Annotated in this window: 3 protein-coding genes; all 3 read right to left on the reverse strand. The window is 72.4% G+C overall.

Annotation, left to right across the window (positions count from 1 at the left end):
- Positions 1-296: 296 nt before the first annotated feature.
- The 3 genes from AB0F58_RS00590 to AB0F58_RS00600 all read right to left on the reverse strand — a co-directional run bounded on the left by AB0F58_RS00590 (position 297) and on the right by AB0F58_RS00600 (position 20,972).
- Positions 297-1,148 carry a metallophosphoesterase gene (locus AB0F58_RS00590; RefSeq protein ID WP_357135864.1) on the reverse strand — a complete coding sequence of 284 codons (852 nt, stop codon included), beginning with the start codon at positions 1,146-1,148 and terminating at the stop codon, positions 297-299.
- Between the two features lie 157 nt (positions 1,149-1,305).
- The gene (locus AB0F58_RS00595; RefSeq protein WP_357135866.1) at positions 1,306-15,390 is read right to left on the reverse strand and encodes a type I polyketide synthase; all 14,085 of its coding nucleotides are present in this window, start codon (positions 15,388-15,390) and stop codon (positions 1,306-1,308) included.
- A gap of 47 nt (positions 15,391-15,437) precedes the next feature.
- Positions 15,438-20,972 carry an SDR family NAD(P)-dependent oxidoreductase gene (locus AB0F58_RS00600; RefSeq protein ID WP_357135869.1) on the reverse strand — a complete coding sequence of 1,845 codons (5,535 nt, stop codon included), beginning with the start codon at positions 20,970-20,972 and terminating at the stop codon, positions 15,438-15,440.
- Positions 20,973-21,140 lie beyond the last annotated feature (168 nt).

Below are 21,140 nucleotides of genomic sequence, written 5' to 3' on the forward strand. Positions count from 1 at the left end.
GGAAGCCATCGATCCGACCCGGCGTCTTCGACCGGGAGCGACCGATGGCGACACGGACGTGCACTCACCGCTTCAATGTCTGTCCCTCACCGCTGACCACCGGCATGCCCGCGCACCGTCTCGCCCTGGGAATGCCGGTATCCGACCGCTACCGTGAGTGGACGGTACTGAGCGCTGAACTGCCGCCCAACCCCTACGGACCCCTCATTCAGCTGTGGTCGACGGGCCTTCGGCGGACCGGATAACAGCAGCCTGAGGCGGTCGGAACGGGCCTGCCGACGGGTCGGCGCGGGCGGTCAGCCCAGGTGCCGTACGGCGGTCGGCAGGAGCGGCCGGAGCTGGCCCGGGGCGGTGGCCCGGCGACGCCACTCCCGGGGGTAGCCGACCGACACCTCCTCGAAGCGCACACCGTCGTACCAGGTGGTGCGCGGGATGTGCAGGTGACCGTAGACGGCGACGCGGGCGTCGTAGCGCAGGTGCCAGTCCGCCGTGAGGTCGGTGCCGCACCACTGGGCGAACTCGGGGAACCGGAGGATCCGGGTCGGTTCGCGGACCAGCGGATAGTGGTTGACCAGGATGGTGGGCAGACCGCCACGCTCCGTGTCGAGACGCCGCTCGGTCTGGATCACCCGGGCCCGGCACCAGGCGTCCCGGCTCGGGTACGGGTCCGGGTGCAGCAGGATCTCGTCGGTGCAGACCACACCGGTCTCGTGTGCCAGCGCCAACGCCTGTTCCCGGGTGTACGTCCCCGGGGGTCGCCACGTGTAGTCGTAGCCGACGAAGAGCGGGGCGATCAGGACCGGGTCGCCGTCGGGGTCCCACACCGGGTACGGATCCTCCGGGGTGACCACGCCCAGGCGGCGGCACAGCTCGACCAGGTGCCGGTAGCGCGCCTCGCCGCGCAGCTGCACCACGTCGTCCCGGGGCGTCCACAGCTCGTGGTTGCCCGGCACCCAGATCACCTTGGCGAAGCGCTCGCTGAGCAGACCGAGGGCCCACTCGATGTCGGCGACGAACTCGCCGACGTCACCGGCGACGATCAGCCAGTCCTCGTCGTTGCCGGGGCGCAGGCCCTCCACGATCGCGCGGTTCTCCGCGTACACGACGTGGAGGTCGCTGATCGCGAGCAGTTGGCGGACGTGGGTCACACGGAACCTCCCGTACCTCCGGGCACCCGCGCGCACCCCACCACTCGTCCCGCGTACCGGTCGGGGACGACCACCTGACGGGCTCCGACCCTACGGAGCCCGTCACGGTGTGGCACACCCCTAGATGCGCAGGGCGCACCCCTAGGGCGGAAGGCGGTCACGACTTGCCGAACTCCCGCGAGATGATGTCGAAGATGTCGTCCTCCGTGGCGCTGGCCAGGTCGTCGGCCACGTCGACCGGGCCGGCAGCGGGGGCCGGGTCGACTGCCGACGGGGCCGCGCCACCCCGCCACCGGGCGACCAGTTCCTCCAGCCGGCGGGTGATCTCCGCGTCGTCACGCCGTTCCCCGGGTACCGCGCGCAGCAGCTGGTCGAGCCGCTCGATCTCCGCGACGACCGGGCTGGCCGCCCCGTGCGGCACCAGTTCGGCACCGAGGTGCGCGGCGAGCGCGGCCGGCGTCGGGTGGTCGAAGACCAGGGTGGTCGGCAGGGTCAGGCCGGTTTCGGCGGTGAGCCGGTTACGCAGCTCGACGGCGGTGAGCGAGTCGAAGCCGAGCTCCAGGAAGCCCCGTCCGGCCCGGATCGCGGCCGGGGTGCGGTGTCCCAGGACGGTGGCCGCGGTGCCGCGTACCAGGTCGAGCAGGATGCGCTCCCGCTCGGCGTCCCCGGCCGAGGCGAGCCGGTCCCGGAGGGCCTGCGGTGCTCCCGCGTCCGACGGCGACGTCTCGGGCTGGCCGGCGGTGCTCGCTTCGGGGATGCCGTCGAGCAGGGGGCTGGGGCGCAGCGCGGTGAAGGAGGGGGCGAACCGGTCCCAGGCCACGTCGGCGACGACCACCGTGACGTCGTCCCGGTCCAGGGCGCCCTGCAACGCGGTGACCGCCAGCTCCGGCGCCATCGCCGGCAGACCACGCCGCGCCAACTGCTCCTGCTGTTCGCCCTGCGCCATGCCGGCTCCGGCCCACGGTCCCCAGGCGACGGCGGTGCCGGCGAGGCCCCGGGCGCGTCGCCGGGCGACCAACCCGTCGAGGTACGCGTTGGCTGCCGCGTAGCCGGCCTGCCCCGCCGAGCCCCACACCCCGGCGATGGACGAGAACACCACAAACGCGTCCAGCCCGTCCGGCAGCAACTCGTCGAGGTGCGCCGCACCGTCGACCTTGGCCCGCCGGACGTCGGACAGCTCCTCGGCGGTCATCTCGGCGAGCGGAACGGACTGGGCCGCACCGGCGGCGTGCACGACCGCGCGGACCGGGTCGCCCTGCCCGGCCAGACCGTCCAGCAGCGCCCCGACCTGCGCCCGATCCGCCACGTCACAGGCCGCCACGGTCACCCGCGCCCCGGACGCCCGCAACCGCTCGGCCAACTCCACCGCCCCCGGAGCCCGCTCACCGCGACGGCTGGTCAACATCACATGACCAGCCCCGGCACCGACCGCCCACTCCGCGACCCGCGAACCGAGCGCTCCCGTACCACCGGTGACCAGCACCGTCCCCGACAACCGGAACGCCCGTCGCACCGGGTCACCCGACGCCCGCACCAACCGCCGAACGAACACCCCCGACGACCGCACCGCGAGCTGGTCCTCGGTGCCAGTCGTCAGCATTCCGCAGATCCGGCGGACCGCCCGCTCGTCCACCTCCTGCGGCAGATCGACCAGGCCACCCCATCGACGCGGCTCCTCCAACGCCGCCACCCGACCGAAACCCCACACCGCGGCTGCGGCCTCGTCCACCGGGCCGTCCGAGGCGCCCAGCGACACCGCCCCCCGGGTCAACCACCACACCCGGCCACCCACACCGGCGCTGCCCAACGCCTGCACCACCGCCAGCGCCGCACCCACACCACCGCCCGCGAGCGACAGCAAGGACACCACGCCGGCGACCTCGCCGACGTCGCGGAGGGTCTTCGTCACCAGCTCACGGTCGTCGGCCGGGCCGTCGAGGGGCACCGGGCGGACCGCCGCGCCGGCTGCGGTCAGCCCGTCGGTCACGGCCGCGAGCAGCGCGCCGTCCAGGCCGAGGTACGGCACCAGCAGCAGCCACGTGCCGGACAGCGCCGGCTCGGCATCCGGTACGGCGGTCCAGTCGATCCGGTAGCGCCAGGAGTCGGCGGTGGACCGCCGCTGTCCCTCCCGCCGCCACTGGGCCAGCCTCGGCAGCAGAGTGCTCAACGGCTGGTCGGCGTCGAGCTGGAACTCCTCCCCCAGCCCGGCCAGATCCTCCCGCTCGACCGCCGCCCAGAACCGCTCGTCGCTCGCCGGAGCCGAGACGGCGGCGTGAGCAGCGCTGGCGGGCGGGGTGTCGTGCAGCCAGTAGCGCTCCTTCTGGAAGGCGTAGGTGGGCAGGTCGACGGTGCGCGGCCGGTGCCCGGCCTGGGTGAACCAACCCGTCCAGTCCACCGGCGTGCCGGTCACGTGCAACCGGGCCAGAGCCGTGACCAGGGCGGTCGTCTCCGACTGGTCCCGCCGCAACACCGGAATCAGGTGCACTGTCCGGTCGGTCGGCGTGTCGGCGGCCATCGCCGTCAACGTCGCATCCGGCCCGATCTCCAGGACCGTGCTGACACCGAGCCCGTGCAGGGTGGCGATCCCGTCGGAGAACCGCACCGCCTCGCGGACGTGCCGCACCCAGTACTCCGCACCCGCGATCTCCGACGGATCCGCCACCTGACCGGTCAGGTTCGACACGATCGGCACCCTCGGCGCAGACCAGGTCAGAGCGTTGAGCACCGCCCGGAAGTCATCCAGCATCGGCTCCATCAACCGCGAATGGAACGCGTGACTCACCGACAGGCGTCTGGTTCGCCAACCCCGGGCGGCACACAGCTCCGCCACCCCATCGAGCATGGCCACCGGCCCAGACAACACCACCGACGCCGGACCATTCACCGCCGCCACGTCGACACCGTCACCCACGACAGCGCGGACCTCAGCTTCAGCGGCACCCACCGCCAACATGCCCCCACCCGAAGGAAGGGCCTGCATCAACGAACCCCGCGCCGCCACCAACGCGCCGGCGTCCTCCAGCGACAACACCCCCGACACATACGCAGCCGTCACCTCACCAATCGAATGACCCGCCACGTAGTCGGCCGTCACACCCCACGAAACGAGAAGCTCGTAGAGAGCCACCTCCACCGCGAACAGACCCGCCTGCGTGAACACCGTCCGATCCAACAGCCCCGCAAGGTCGGAGCCCGCCTCGGCGAACACCACCTCCCGCAACGGACGATCCAACCGACCCTCGAACAGGCCACACACCCGATCGAAGGCATCCGCGAACACCGGGAACCGGCCGTACAACTCCCGACCCATCCCCGACCGCTGCGCACCCTGACCCGTGAACACCAACGCCCGACGACCAGCAACCACCTCACCGGTCACCACACCGGGAACCGACTCGCCGTCGGCCAGAGCAGTCAGCCCGACGGACAGGTCGTCGCCAGTCGCACCCAGCACCACCGCCCGGTGCTCCAACGCCGCCCGCGACGTCGCCAGGGACCAACCCACGTCGACCGGCGACTGTTCCCGGTCGCCACGAAGATGCTCGGCGAGGCGACCGGCCTGCCGGGTCAGGGCGTCGGCCGAGCGCCCGGACACCAACCACGGCACCGTCGGCAACGCGTCAGCCGCTGGTCCGGCCGGTACCGGCGTCCCGGCCGGTACCGGGTCCGGCAAGGGTTCCGGTTGTTCGAGGATGACGTGGGCGTTGGTGCCGGAGATCCCGAACGACGACACCGCCGCCCGACGCGGACGATCCACCACCGGCCACGCCCGCGCCTGCGTCACCAACTCCACCGCACCCGCCGACCAGTCCACCTTCGACGACGGCACATCCACATGCAGACTCGCCGGAACGATGCCGTGCCGCATCGCCAACACCGACTTGATGATGCCCGCCACACCCGCCGCAGCCTGCGTATGACCGATGTTCGACTTCACCGACCCCAACAACAACGGCACGACACGGTCCTGCCCGTACGTCGCCAACAACGCCTGCGCCTCGATCGGATCACCCAACGTGGTACCCGTACCGTGCGCCTCCACCACGTCCACATCCGCCGGCGACAACCGCGCCGACGCCAACGCCTGCCGGATCACCCGCTGCTGAGACGGACCATTCGGCGCCGTCAACCCGTTCGACGCACCGTCCTGGTTCACCGCCGTACCCCGCACCACCGCGAGAACCCGACGACCATCCCGACGCGCATCGGACAGCCGCTGCACCAGCAGCACACCGACGCCCTCGGACCAGCCGGTCCCGTCGGCGCCCTCGGCGAACGACTTGCAGCGCCCGTCCGGCGCGAGGCCACCCTGACGGGAGAACTCGACGAAGGTGGCGGGGGAAGCCATCACCGTCACGCCACCGGCGAGCGCCAGGTCGCACTCCCCCGACCGCAACGACTGCGCCGCCAGGTGCAACGCCACCAACGACGACGAACACGCCGTGTCCACCGTCACCGCCGGCCCCTCGAACCCGAACGAGTACGCCACCCGACCCGACAGCACGCTGGTCGCGTTGCCGGTGAGCAGGTGACCGCCGACCTCCTGGTCCCGGCCCATCGCCGTCGAGGCGTACCCCTGGAAGCTGGCGCCCGCGAAGACGCCGACCCGTTCGCCCTTCAGGCGGGACGGGTCCACGCCGGCTGATTCGATCGCCTCCCAGGAGACCTCCAGCAGCAGCCGCTGCTGCGGGTCCATGGCCAGGGCCTCGCGGGGCGAGATGCCGAAGAACTCCGCGTCGAACGCCCCGGCGTCGTAGACGAAGCCGCCCTGGCGGGGGAAGGACGTGTCGGTGAGCCTGCCGCCGAGGAAGCTGTCCCAGCCCCGGTCCAGCGGGAAGTCGGAGATGCCGTCCCGGCCACCGGTGAGCAGTTCCCAGAGCTGCCCGGTGGTGTCGACACCACCGGGCAGGCGGCAGCCCATGCCGACGATGACGATCGGGTCGTCGTCGACCGCGACGCTCCGGTTCGCCGCCACCGTCTCAGCCGGCGCACCGGTCAGTTCGACGCCGATCTGGGTCGCCAGGGCCAACGGCGTCGGATGGTCGAAGACCAGGGTGCTGGGCAGGGTCAGGCCGGTCTCGGCGGTGAGCCGGTTGCGCAACTCGACGGCGGTGAGCGAGTCGAAGCCCTGACGCTGGAACGCCCGGTCGGCCGGTACGGCGTCCGGCGTGGCGTGCCCGAGCACGGCGGCAGCCTGGGTTCGGACCAGGTCGAGCAGGTACGCGTCCCGCTCGACGGTCGTCATGCCGGCGAGCCGGCGGCCGAGTTGCGGACCGTCGTTGGGGGCCGGGCCGACGTCGGTCTGCGTGGGTCGCGCCTCGGGAATCTCGTCGAGCAGGGGGCTGGGGCGCAGCGCGGTGAAGGAGGGGGCGAACCGGTCCCAGGCCACGTCGGCGACGACCACCGCGACGTCGTCCCGGTCCAGGGCGCCCTGCAACGCGGTGACCGCCAACTCCGGCGCCATCGCCGGCAGACCACGCCGCGCCAACTGCTCCTGTGCCTCACCCTGCACGGCCATGCCACCGCCGGCCCAGGGTCCCCACGCCACGGTGGTGCCGACGGTGCCCCGGCCCCGGCGGCGCGCGACGAGCGCGTCCACGAAGGCGTTGGCTGCCGCGTAGCCGGCCTGCCCCGCCGAGCCCCACACCCCGGCGATGGACGAGAACACCACGAACGCGTCCAGCCCGTCCGGCAGCAACTCGTCGAGGTGCGCCGCACCGTCGACCTTCGCGCGGAGCACCTCGTCCAGCTCGTCCTGGCCCATCTCGGCCAGTGGGGTGAACTGGGGGGCTCCGGCGGCGTGGACGACCGCGCGGACCGGGTCGCCCTGCCCGGCGAGGCCGTCGAGCAGCGCCCCGACCTGCGCCCGATCCGCCACGTCACAGGCCGCTACGGTCACCCGTACCCCGGACGTCCGCAACCGCTCGGCCAGCTCCACCGCGCCCGACGCCCGCTCACCGCGACGGCTGGTCAACACCAGGTGCCCGGCACCCGCACCGACCGCCCACTCCGCGACCCGCGAACCGAGCGCCCCCGTACCACCGGTGACCAGCACCGTCCCCGACAACCGGAAAACCCGACGCACCGGATCACCCGACGCCCGCACCAACCGACGAACGAACACCCCGGAGGACCGCAGCGCGAGCTGATCCTCGGTGCCATCCGTCAGCATCCCGCAGAGCCGGCGGACCGCCCGCTCGTCCACCTCCTGCGGCAGGTCCACCAGGCCACCCCAGCGGCGCGGCTCCTCCAACGCCGCCACCCGACCGAGACCCCACACCGCAGCCCCGACCGGGTCCGCGGGCTCGTCCGACCGGCCCACCGACACCGCGCTCCGGGTCACCCACCACACCCGACCGCCCACACCGCAGTCACCCAACGCCTGCACCACGGCCAGCGCCTCACCGACACCCGCGCCCGCGAGCGACAGCAACGACACCACTCCGGCGAGATCGCCCGGGTCGGGTACGGCAGCGCGCAGCCGCTCGGTCACGTCGGCACGGCCCAGGGCCGTCGGGTCGAGGAGCACCGTGACGACCTCGGCGCCGTGCGCAGCCAGGCCCTCGACCACCGGGTGTCCGGTCTGCGTCGAGGGTGCCAGCACCAACCAGGTCCCGACCAGATCCGCCTTCGGTACGGACGCCGCCGGTCGCCACTCGACGCGGTAGCGCCAAGAGTCGGCGGTGGACCGCCGCTGTCCCTCCCGCCGCCACTGGGCCAGCCTCGGCAGCAGCGCACTCAACGGCTGGTCGGCGTCGAGCTGGAACTCCTCCCCCAGCCCGGCCAGATCCTCCCGCTCCACCGCCGCCCAGAACCGCTCGTCGACGTCATCGCCCGACCGGGCGGCCCCTCCGGTGGCCGTGACCTGTGGCCAGTACCAGGTGCGCTGGAAGGCGTAGGTGGGCAGGTCGACGGTGCACGGCCGGTACCCGTCCTGGGTGAACCAACCCGCCCAGTCCACCGGCGTGCCGGTCACGTGCAACCGGGCCAACGCGGTCACCAGGGCGGTCGTCTCCGACTGGTCCCGCCGCAACACCGGAATCAGGTGCACTGTCCGGTCGGTCGGCGTGTCGGCGGCCATCGCCGTCAACGTCGCATCCGGCCCGATCTCCAGGACCGTGCTGACACCGAGCCCGTGCAGGGTGGCGATCCCGTCGGCGAACCGCACCGCCTCGCGGACGTGCCGCACCCAGTACTCCGCACCCGCGATCTCCGACGGATCCGCCACCTGACCGGTCAGGTTCGACACGATCGGCACCCTCGCCGCAGACCAGGTCAGAGCGTTGAGCACCGCCCGGAACTCATCCAGCATCGGCTCCATCAACCGCGAATGGAACGCGTGACTCACCGACAGACGTCTGGTTCGCCAACCCCGGGCAGCACACTCCTCCGCCACCCGATCCAGCACGGCCACCGGCCCGGACAACACCACCGACCGAGGGCCATTCACCGCCGCAATGTCGACACCGTCACCAGAACCGGCATCGGCATCGACAGCGACAGCGACCAGCTCACGGACCTCGGCCTCAGCCGCACCCACCGCCAGCATGCCCCCACCCGAAGGAAGGGCCTGCATCAACGAACCCCGCGCCGCCACCAACGCGCAGGCATCCTCCAGCGACAACACCCCCGACACATACGCAGCCGTCACCTCACCAATCGAATGACCCGCCACGTAGTCGGCCGTCACACCCCAGGAGGACAGCAACTCATAAAGCGCCACCTCCACCGCGAACAGACCCGCCTGCGTGAACACCGTCCGATCCAACAGCCCCGCACGCTCGGAGCCCGCCTCGGCGAACACCACCTCCCGCAACGAACGATCCAACCGACCCTCGAACAGGCCACACACCCGATCGAACACATCCGCGAACACCGGAAACCGGCCGTACAACTCCCGACCCATCCCCGACCGCTGCGCACCCTGACCCGTGAACACCAACGCCCGACGACCAGCAACCACCTCACCCGTCACCACACCGGGCACCGACTCACCGTCGGCCAGAGCAGTCAGCCCGACGGACAGGTCGTCGCCAGTCGCACCCAGCACCACCGCCCGGTGCTCCAACGCCGCCCGCGACGTCGCCAGGGACCAACCCACGTCGACCGGCGACAGCCCCGCGTGGTCCCGGACGAACCCGGCCAACCGGCTTGCCTGCCCGGCCAGGGCCTGCGCCGACCGTGCCGACACCAGCCACGGCACCACCGGCAGCGCGTCAGCCGCTGGTCCGGCCTCCACCGACGCCACGGACGAAGCCGTCACCGGTTCGGCCTCGGGCTGCTCGATGATGACGTGCGCGTTGGTGCCGGAGATCCCGAACGACGACACCGCCGCCCGACGCGGACGATCCACCACCGGCCAGGGGGTCGCCTCGGTCACCAACTCCACCGCACCCGCCGACCAGTCCACCTTCGACGACGGCACATCCACGTGCAACGTCGGAGGAACGAAACCGTGCCGGATGGCCTGCACCATCTTGATGATGCCGGCCACACCCGCCGCAGCCTGCGTATGACCGATGTTCGACTTCACCGACCCGAGCAGCAACGGCTCGACACGGTCCCGCCCGTAGGTGGCGAGCAGCGCCTGCGCCTCGATCGGATCCCCGAGCGTGGTACCCGTACCGTGTGCCTCCACCACGTCCACGTCCGCCGTGGTCAACCGGGCATTCGCCAACGCCTGCCGGATCACCCGCTGCTGCGACGGACCATTCGGCGCCGTCAGACCATTCGACGCACCGTCCTGGTTCACCGCCGTACCCCGCACCACCGCGAGAACCCGACGACCCTCCCGACGCGCGTCGGACAGCCGCTGCACCAGCAGCACGCCGACGCCCTCGCCCCAGCCCGTGCCGTCCGCCGAGTCCGCGAACGACCGGCACCGCCCGTCGGCCGAGAGCCCGCGCTGCCGGGAGAACTCGACGAAGGCACCGGGGGTGGCCATGACCGTCACGCCACCGGCGAGCGCCAGGTCGCACTCCCCCGACCGCAACGACTGCGCCGCCAGGTGCAACGCCACCAACGACGACGAACACGCCGTGTCCACCGTCACCGCCGGCCCCTCGAACCCGAACGAGTACGCCACCCGACCCGACAGCACACTGGCGGAGGCACCGGTGGCGCCGTACCCGGCGAGGTCGTCGCCGCCGTGTCGGATGAGGTTGTCGAAGTCCTGACCGTTGGTGCCGGCGAAGACACCGACCCGGCTGCCGCGCAGGGAGGACGGGTCGATCCGGGCGTCCTCCATCGCCGCCCAGGACACCTCCAGCAGCAGCCGCTGCTGCGGGTCCATGGCGACCGCCTCCCGGGGCGAGATCCCGAAGAACCCCGCGTCGAACGCGCCCGCATCGTCCAGGAAGGCGCCCTGCGTCACGTACGACGCCCCGGGGTGCTCCGGATCGGGGTGGTACAGCGTGTCCAGGTCCCAGTGCCGGTTCGTGGGGAAGTCGGACATGGCGTCGACCCCGTCGGCGAGCAGCCGCCAGAACTCCTCCGGTGAGCCGGCCCCGGCGGGGAATCGGCAGCCCATGCCGACGATGACGATCGGGTCGTCGTCGACCGGGCGTACCGCCGGCTGTCGCGTCTCGGGCAGGGCGTGCCCGCCGAGCAGTTCGGTCCGGATGTGGACCGCCAGGGCGGTGGGGTTGGGGTGGTCGAAGGCGAGGGTGGCGGGCAGGGTGAGCCCGGTCGAGGCGTCGAGCCGGTTACGCAGTTCGACGGCGGTGAGGGAGGTGAAGCCGAGGTCCCGGAACGCGCGTTCGGCCGGCACCTGGTCGGCACCGCCGTGCCCGAGCACCACCGCGACCTCGGCGCGCACCAGGTCGCGCAGGGTGTCGAGCTGCTCGGCCTCGGAGAGTCCGGCGAGACGGTGCCGCAGGGCGGTCGCGCCGCCGGCCCGCTCGGCGGTGGCGGCGTCGGTGACCTGTGGCGCGGTCAGCAGCTCCCGGATCAGCGGATCGGGGCGTCCTCCGGCGGTGGCCGCCACCTGGTTCCAGTCGACGTCGGCGACCAGCAGGTCGGTCTCGTCGTGGTCGAGCGCCCGGGTGAGGGCACGGATGGCCGTGGCGGGGTCCATCGCCGCGATGCCGTTGCGGGCCATCCGGCGTTCGAAGTCGCCGGTGCTGACCCCGCCGTCGGCCCAGAGGCCCCAGCCGACGGAGGTGGCCGGCAGTCCCTCGGTTCGGCGGCGGCGGGCGAGGGCGTCCAGCCAGGCGTTACCGGGGGCGTAGTTGGCCTGCCCGGGGCCACCCATGGTGCCGGCCAGGGAGGAGAACAGGACGAACGCCGACAGCTCGTGGTCGCGGGTCAACTCGTCGAGGTTGCGGGCGGCATCGACCTTGGCTCGCAGGGCGGTGGTCATCTGCGCGACGGTGAGGGCGTCGACCAGGGTGTCGTCGAGTACCGCCGCAGTGTGCACGACGGTGGTGAGCGGCAGGTCGGCGGGGACGGTGGAGAGCAGTGCTCGGAGCGAGTCCCGGTCGGCCACGTCGCAGGCGGCGACGGTGACCCTGGTACCGCCTGCGGTCAGTTCCTCGGCCAGGGACGCGGCGCCGGGCGCGCCGGGGCCGCGCCGGCTGACCAGCAGCAGGTGGTCGACGCCCGCCGCCGCGAGGGCACGGGCGACGTGCCCGCCCAGCGCGCCCGTACCGCCGGTGACGAGCGCCGTGCCACGCGGGGTCCAGGTACGCGCGGGACCGACCGGCGGACCGGCGTGGACCAGTCGCCGGGCGTACCCGCCGGTGGCGCGGAGGGCGAGCTGGTCCTCGACGCGCTCACCGCCGAGCAGCCGACGCAGCAGTCGTACGCCGCGCGGGTCCGCTGTCTCGGGCAGGTCGACAAGGCCACCCCAGCGGTGTGGATGCTCGACGCGCAGCACACCGCCGAAGCCCCAGAGTGCCGCCTGGTCAGGGTCGACGAGGTGGTCGCGGGGGTCGACGGTGACCGCGCCCCGGGTGGCGATCCAGAGCCGGGCGGGGATCCCGGAGTCACCGAGGGCCTGGGCGAGAGTGACCGTGGCGGCGAGACCGGCCGGCACGGAAACTGAGTCGGGATGCGTTCCGGGTGCGAGGCCGAGCAGGGAGAGGACGATGCCGGGCTGTCCCTCGGCGTACGCCTCCGTGAGGTCCCGGGCGAGGCGCGCCCGGTCGGTGTCGGCGGCCACCGGCAGCAGCCGTACGCCGGGCTCGGTGAGTGCGGTCGCCCACTGGCCGGCGGGGCCGTCGACTTCGGCGGGCACGAGGACGAGGAGGTCGCCGCCCTCCTGCCGGACGTGGTCGGGTAGCGGCTGCCAGATGACCCGGTACCGCCACGAATCGAGGGCCGACTCGGTTTCGTGGCGACGCCGCCACGCGGAGAGGGCGGGAAGCACGGCACCGAGCGGGGCCTCGGGGTCAACGGCGAGGGTGGCGGCGAGCGTCTCGACGTCCTGGTTCTCGATGACCTGCCAGAACGCCTCGTCGCTCGGGGAGGCAACGGCGGAGCCTTCGGTGCCACGGGGTCGGGTACTGGCGTTCAGCCAGTAGCGCCGGTGGTGGAAGGCGTAGGTGGGCAGGTCGACGATGCGCGGTCGGTGCCCGGCCTGGGTGAACCAACCCGACCAGTCGACAGGAGTGCCGGTCACGTGCAACCGGGCCAGAGCCGTGACCAGCGCCGTCGTCTCCGACTGGTCCCGCCGCATCGCCGGAATCAGGTGCACCGTCCGGTCGGTCGGCGTGTCAGCGGCCATCGCCGTCAACGTCGCATCCGGCCCGACCTCCAGGACCGTCGACACACCCAACCCGTGCAGCGTGGCGATCCCGTCGGCGAACCGCACCGCCTCCCGGACGTGCCGCACCCAGTACTCCGCACCCGCGATCTCCGACGGATCCGCCACCGCACCGGTCAGGTTCGACACGATCGGCACCCTCGGCGCAGACCAGGTCAGACCGTTGAGCACCGCCCGGAAGTCATCCAGCATCGGCTCCATCAACCGCGAATGAAACGCGTGACTCACCGACAGACGCTTGACCCGCCAGCCCCGGGCGGTGCACTCCTCCGCCACCCGATCCAGATCAGCCACTGCCCCAGACAACACCACCGACGCCGGACCATTCACCGCCGCAATGTCGACACCGTCACCCACGGCAGCGCGGACCTCAGCCTCAGCGGCACCCACCGCCAACATGCCCCCACCCGAAGGAAGGGCCTGCATCAACGAACCCCGCGCCGCCACCAACGTGCAGGCGTCCTCCAGCGACAACACCCCCGACACATACGCGGCCGTCACCTCACCAATCGAATGACCCGCCACATAATCAGCCGTCACACCCCACGAAACGAGAAGCTCGTAGAGGGCCACCTCCACCGCGAACAGACCCGCCTGCGTAAACACCGTCCGATCCAACAGCCCCGCAAGCTCGGAGCCCGCCTCGGCGAACACCACCTCCCGCAACGAACGATCCAACCGACCCTCGAACAGGCCACACACCCGATCGAACACATCCGCGAACACCGGAAACCGGCCGTACAACTCCCGACCCATCCCCGACCGCTGCGCACCCTGACCCGTGAACACCAACGCCCGACGACCAGCAACCACCTCACCCGTGACGAGCCCCGGCACCGAAGCACCCTCGGCCAACGCCACCAGACCGGCGGACAGGTCACCGCCGGACGCACCGAACACCACCGCCCGGTGCTCCAACGCCGCCCGCGTCGTCGCCAGGGACCACCCGACATCCAGCGGCGAGAGGTCGGCATGCGTGCGGAGGAACTCCGCCAACTGTCCGGCCTGCCCGGTCAGGGCCTCCGCCGACCGCGCCGACACCAGCCACGGCACCACCGGAAGGTCGCCCCCGGCCGTCGCCGGTGCCGGGTCGGTTTCCGCTTCGGCCTGCTCGATGATGACGTGCGCGTTGGTGCCGGAGATCCCGAACGACGACACCGCCGCCCGACGCGGACGATCCACCACCGGCCACGCACGCGCCTGCGTCACCAACTCCACCGCACCCGCCGACCAGTCCACCTTCGACGAGGGGGCATCCAGGTGCAGCGTGGGCGGAACGATGCCGTGCCGCATCGCCTCGGCCATCTTGATCACGCCGGCCACGCCGGCTGCGGCCTGGGTGTGACCGATGTTCGACTTGACCGACCCCAACAACAACGGAACGTCGCGGCCCTGCCCGTACGTCGCCAGCAACGCCTGCGCCTCGATCGGATCACCGAGCATGGTGCCCGTACCGTGTGCCTCCACCACGTCCACGTCCGCCGTGGTCAACCGGGCATTCGCCAACGCCTGCCGGATCACCCGCTGCTGCGACGGACCATTCGGCGCGGTCAGGCCGTTCGACGCACCGTCCTGGTTCACCGCCGTACCCCGCACCACGGCGAGGACCCGGTGACCATGGCGACGCGCGTCGGAGAGTCGCTCCACCAGGAGCACCCCGACGCCCTCGGACCACCCCGTCCCGTCGGCGCCCTCCGCGAACGACTTGCAGCGCCCGTCCGGTGCGAGGCCGCGCTGTCGAGAGAAGTCGATGAACGTCTCCAGGGTGGTCATCACGGTGACGCCGCCGGCCAACGCGAGCGTGCACTCGCCGGACCGCAGGGACTGCACCGCCAGGTGCAACGCCACCAACGACGACGAACACGCCGTGTCCACCGTCACCGCCGGCCCCTCGAACCCGAAGGTGTAGGCGACCCGGCCGGAGAGCACGCTGCTGGCGGTGCCGCCGCCGATGAAGCCGTCCAGCGTCTCCGGTACGTCCTCGAGTCCGGCGGCGTAGTTGTGGTACATCATGCCGGCGAACACACCGACGCGGCTGCCGCGCAGCGAGAGCGGATCGATCCGGGCGTCCTCGATCGCCTCCCAGGACGCCTCCAGCATGAGCCGCTGCTGCGGGTCCATGGCCAGCGCCTCGTACGGGGAGATCTTGAAGAGGTCCGGGTCGAAGTCCCCGGCGTCGTGCAGGAACCCGCCCTCCCGGGCGTACGTGCTGCCCCGCCGCTCCCCCGTCGGGTCGTACGCCTGCTCGGTGTCCCACCCCCGGTCGACGGGGAAGCCGGTGATGCCGTCGGTGGCGGTGGCGACCAGGTCCCACAGCTGCTCGGGTGAGCGGACCCCGCCCGGGTAGCGGCAGCTCATCCCGACGATCGCGATGGGCTCGTGGTTCCTGGCGTCGACGGCCTTCAGGCGTTCGCTGGTCTCGTGGAGATCGGCGGTGACGCGCTTGAGGTACTCACGGAGCTTGGCTTCGTTGGCCATCGGGGATTCACCTGTCGCGTTGGTCGGCAAGCGGGGCGGTTCGACGGTCAGGAACGACCGAACCTGCTGTCGATGAAGTCGAAGAGTTCGTCGTCGCTGGCGTCGTCGAGGGAGGGGGCGACGGAGTCGGTGTCGCCGTCCTCGCCCTCCCACCGGGTGAGCAGTGCCCGGAGCCGCGCGGTGACCGCCGTTCGGGTCTCCTCGTCGGCGGTCAGCTCGGCCAGGCTCTCCGCCGGGGTGGCGGAGAACGCCGCCTCCAGCCGGTCCAGCTCGTCGAGGAGGGTCGGCGCGGACGGGCCGGGGCCGAGCTGCGCCATCAGGTGCCCGCTCAGCGCGTCCGGGGTGGGGTGGTCGAAGACCAGCGTGGCCGGCAGCGACACACCGGTCAGGGCGGTGAGCCGGTTGCGCAGCTCCACGGCGGTCAGCGAGTCGAAGCCGAGCTCGATGAAGGACTGCCCGGTGCCGAGCGCGGCCGACGAGGCGTACCCGAGCACCTCGGCCACCTGGCCGGTGACCAGCTCCTCGACCAGCCGCCGACGGTCCTCGTCGGAGGCTGCGGCGAGCCGGTCACGGAATCCGCCCGCCGGGGTGGTGGACCCGGCGGCACTGCGCCGCACGCGGACGCCGGCCAGCCCGCGCAGCGTTACCGGGAGGTGGTCGACGGTGGTGAGGGTGCGCAGTCCGGCGAGGTCGAGGCGGACCGGCACCAGTAGCGGTTGCCGGCTGCGCCGGCTGGCGTCGAAGAGGGCGAGGGCCTGCTCCGTGCCGAGCGGGACGATGCCCTGGCGGGCCAGCCGTTCCCGGCTGCCGGTGCCCAGGTCGCGGGTCATCCCGCTGCCCTCCTCCCACATCCCCCAGGCCAGGGAGGTGGCGGCGAGCCCGGCGGCGTGCCGCTGGTGGGCCAACCCGTCGAGGAAGGCGTTGGCCGCGGCGTAGTTGCCCTGGCCGGGACCGCCGAGCGGGCCGGCGATCGAGGAGAAGAGCACGAACATCGGCAGGTCCAGGTGCCGGGTGAGGTCGTGCAGGTGCCAGGCGGCGTCGGCCTTCGGGCCGAGCACGGCGGCGGTCCGCTCCGGGGTCAGCGCGGTGACCACCGCGTCGTCGAGGGCCCCGGCGGCGTGCACCACCCCGGTCAACGGGTGTTCGGCGGGGACGGCGGCGAGCAACGCGGCGACCGCGTCCCGGTCGGCGACGTCGGCGGCGACGAGGCGCACCTGCGCGCCGAGCCGGGCGAGGTCGGCGAGGAGTTCCGCCGCGCCCGGGGCGTCGGGACCGCGCCGGCCGACGAGGAGCAGGTGTCGGACCTTGTGCACGGTGACCAGGTGGCGGGCGATGATGCCGCCGAGGGTGCCGGTGGCGCCGGTGACGAGCACCGTGCCGTCGGGCAGCAGGTCGGTGGTGCCGGTCGGGTAGGCGTCGGCCGGGGCGAGCCGGGGTACGAGCAGCTGCCCGTCGCGGACGGCGAGCTGGGGTTCGTCGCTGGCCAGGGCGCGGCCGAGCAGGTCGGCGTCGACCCCCGCGTCGAGGTCGGCCAGTACGAATCGACCGGGGTGTTCCAGCTGCGCCGTACGCACCAGCCCCCAGACGGCGGCACCGGCCAGGTCGGCCACCTCACCGGCGGTACCGGCCGGGACCGCGCCCCGGGTGAGCACGACGAGCCGCCGGTCGGCGAAGCGGTCGTCGGCGAGCCACTCCCGCACGGCCGTCAGGGCCCCGGCGAGCCGGGCGTGGGTCGCGCCGAGCGGGTCGCCGGGCGAATCGTCCCCGACGGGGAGCAGCACCAGCCGGGGGTCGTGCCGACCGGCGTCGATGGCGGCGGCGAGGGCGGCGAGTCCGCCGGCCAGCGACGCGGTGGCGGGTCCGGCGTCGTCGAGCGCCACGATTCCGGTCGCCGGCCGGGACGGCAGCGGTAGCGCGGACCAGCGGAGGTCGAACAGGGGCAGTCCGGCCGGTCCGGTGGTGTCGAGCTGGCCGGCGCCGACCGGCCGGGAGAGCAGTGAACGGATCCGTGCGACGGGTGCACCGGTCCCGTCGGCGAGGGTCAACGACACCGCCGAACCGGCGCGGGTGAGGCGTACCCGCAGGTGGGTCGCGCCGACGGCGGTGAGGGCGACACCGGACCAGGCGAACGGGAGCCGGGCTCCGGTGGCGTCGGCGTCGGCGTCGTCGGTGAGGCCGACGACGTGCAGCGCCGCGTCGAGCAGCGCCGGGTGGAGGGCGAATCCGGCGGCGGCGGTGCCGTCGGGCAGGGCGACCTCCGCGAAGACCGCGTCGTCGGTACGCCATGCGGCGCGCAGCCCACGGAAGGTCGGACCGTGGTCCACACCGAGACGGTGCAACTGCTCGTAGATCGGCTCGACCGGCACGGTGGTGGCGCCGGCCGGTGGCCACTCGGTGAGCGGGTCCGGTGCGTCGGAGCCGCCGGGGGCGAGGACACCCTCGGCGTGCCGGGTCCAGTCGCCGCGCGGGTCGTCCGCCGGCCGGGAGTGGATGGTGACCCGACGACGGCCGTGCTCGTCGGGGGTGCCGAGGTGCAGCTGTACGGTTCGGGCGCCCTGCTCGGGCAGGACGATCGGGGCGGCGAGGGTCAGCTCCTCCAGCGTGTCGCAGGCGGCCCGCGTTCCGGCGTCCAGCGCCATCTCCACCAGTGCCGAGCCCGGTACGACGACCGAGCCCCACACCACGTGGTCGGCGAGCCAGGGCTGAGCCTGCACGGAGAGCCGGCCGCCGTGGATGCGGACGTCGTCGGCGGCGGCGACGAGTTCGGCGTCGAGCAGGCCGTGCTCCGTGCCGCGTACGCCGAGCCCGGAGGCGTCCGCGCCGGACGCTCCGGCGTTGAGCCAGTAGCGCTCCTTCTGGAAGGCGTAGGTGGGCAGGTCGACGGTGCGCGGCTGGTGGCCGGCCTGGGTGAACCAACCCGTCCAGTCGACGGGAGTCCCGGTCACGTGCAGCCGCGCCAACGCGGTCACCAGACTGCTCGTCTCCGACTGGTCCCGCCGCATCACCGGAATCAGGTGCACCGTCCGGTCGGTCGGCGTGTCAGCGGCCATCGCCGTCAACGTCGCATCCGGCCCGATCTCCAAGACCGTGCTGACACCGAGCCCGTACAGGGTGGCGATCCCGTCGGCGAACCGCACCGCCTCCCGCACGTGCCGCACCCAGTACTCCACACCCGCGATCTCCGACGCATCCGCCACCTGACCGGTCAGGTTCGACACGATCGGCACCCTCGGCGCCGACCACGACAGGCCGCTGAGCACCGCCCGGAACTCATCCAGCATCGGCTCCATCAACCGCGAATGGAACGCATGACTCACCGACAGACGCTTGACCCGCCAACCCCGGGCAGCACACTCCTCCGCCACCCGATCCAGCACGGCCACCGGCCCGGACAACACCACCGACCGAGGACCATTCACCGCCGCCACATCCACACCGTCACCCACGACAGCGCGGACCTCGGCCTCAGCGGCACCCACCGCCAACATGCCCCCACCCGAAGGAAGGGCCTGCATCAACGAACCCCGCGCCGCCACCAGAGCACACGCATCCTCCAGCGACAACACCCCCGACACATACGCAGCCGTCACCTCACCGATCGAATGACCCGCCACATAATCAGCCGTCACACCCCACGAAGACAGCAACTCGTAGAGAGCCACCTCCACCGCGAACAGACCCGCCTGCGTGAACACCGTCCGATCGAGAAGCCCCGCAAGCTCGGAGCCCGCCTCGGCGAACACCACCTCCCGCAACGGACGATCCAACCGACCCTCGAACAGGCCACACACCCGATCGAACGCATCCGCGAACACCGGGAACCGGCCGTACAACTCCCGACCCATCCCCGACCGCTGCGCACCCTGACCCGTGAACACCAACGCCCGACGACCGGGTACCGCCTGACCCACCACCAACGCGCCGGCCCGCTCGGCTCCACCGGCGGCCAGCGACTCCAGCCCGGCGTGTAGCTCGTCGCCGGACGTGCCGAGCACGACCGCCCGGTGCTCCAACGCCGCCCGCGTCGTCGCCAGGGACCAGCCGACCTCCACCGGCGACCGGCCGGTGTCCTCCCGGACGAACCCGGCCAACCGGCTTGCCTGCCCGGTCAGGGCCTCCGCCGACCGCGCCGACACCAACCACGGCACCACCGGGAGGTCCCCGCCGGCCACCGCCTGCGGCACGTCCGGGTCGGCCGGTACGGGTTCGGGCTGCTCGACGATCACGTGGGCGTTGGTGCCGGAGATCCCGAACGACGACACCGCCGCCCGACGCGGACGATCCACCACCGGCCACGGGGTCGCCTCGGTCACCAACTCCACCGCACCCGCCGACCAGTCCACCTTCGACGACGGCACATCCACATGCAAACTCGCCGGAACGATGCCGTGCCGCATCGCCAACACCGACTTGATGATGCCCGCCACACCCGCCGCAGCCTGCGTATGACCGATGTTCGACTTCACCGACCCCAACAACAACGGCACGACACGGTCCTGCCCATAGGTGGCGAGCAACGCCTGCGCCTCGATCGGATCACCCAACGTGGTACCCGTACCGTGCGCCTCCACCACATCCACATCCGCCGGCGACAACCGCGCCGACGCCAACGCCTGCCGGATCACCCGCTGCTGCGACGGACCATTCGGCGCCGTCAACCCGTTCGACGCACCATCCTGATTCACCGCCGTACCCCGCACCACGGCGAGAACCCGGTGGCCGAGCCGGTGGGCGTCGGCGAGGCGTTCGACGAGGAGTATGCCGACGCCCTCGGCGAGGGAGGTGCCGTCGGCGGCGTCGGCGAAGGCCCGGCACCGGGCGGACGCGGAGAGGTTGCCCTGCCGGGTGAAGTCGACGAAGACCGCCGGGGTGGGCATGACGGTGACGCCGCCGGCCAGGGCCAGGTCGGATTCGCCGGAGCGCAGCGACTGGACGGCCAGGTGCAGGGCCACCAGCGACGACGAGCACGCGGTGTCGACGGTGACCGCCGGTCCCTCGAATCCGAAGGTGTAGGCGACCCGGCCGGAGCTGATGCTGCCGGCGTTGCCGAGGCCGAGGTAGTCGACGACACCGTCGGGTACGTCGGTGGCACCGGCGGCGTAGTCACCGTGGGTGAGGCCGGCGAAGACGCCGACCCGTTCGCCCTTCAGCGCGGTCGGGTCCACCCCGGCGGACTCGAACGCCTCCCAGGAGACCTCCAGCAGCAGCCGCTGCTGCGGGTCCATGGCCAGGGCCTCCCGGGGCGAGATCCCGAAGAAGCGGGGGTCGAAGTGGCCGGCGTCGGGGACGAAGCCGCCCTCCCGCACCGAGGACGTGCCGGGGCGCTCCCCGGTCGGGTCGTAGAGGTCGTCGAGGTCCCAGCCCCGGTCGGTGGGGAAGCCGCCGACGGCGTCCCCGGACGCGGCGACGAGGTCCCACAGCTCCTCGGGCGTGGTGACGCCGCCGGGGAACCGGCAGGCCATGCCGACGATGGCGATCGGCTGCCGGGCCTCGTCCTCGACGTCGCGGAGCCGTTGCCGGGTCCGCCTCAGGTCGGTGGTGACCCGCTTCAGATACTCCCGGAGCTTCTCTTCGGTGTCCATCAACCTGACCCATCGCAGTGGCCGGCGGAGACCTGACGCGGTCGGCGGTGCGAATGCGCGAATTCTCAGGCCAGTTCGGTTCCACGTCCTTGAGTACACGTCACCCGAGAGCCACGGGTCCCCTCTGCGGGGAAGTTATGGCGTCGTATGAGCTGCGACAACCCCTAA

Origin of the sequence: Micromonospora sp. NPDC023956 (assembly GCF_040639195.1) — a bacterium.
GTDB lineage: Bacteria > Actinomycetota > Actinomycetes > Mycobacteriales > Micromonosporaceae > Micromonospora.

Excerpts from the sequence above, each read along its gene's own strand:
- AB0F58_RS00595 (WP_357135866.1), bottom strand. The coding sequence starts at position 15,390 with ATGGCCAACGAAGCCAAGCTCCGTGAGTACCTCAAGCGCGTCACCGCC.
- AB0F58_RS00600 (WP_357135869.1), bottom strand. The coding sequence starts at position 20,972 with ATGGACACCGAAGAGAAGCTCCGGGAGTATCTGAAGCGGGTCACCACC.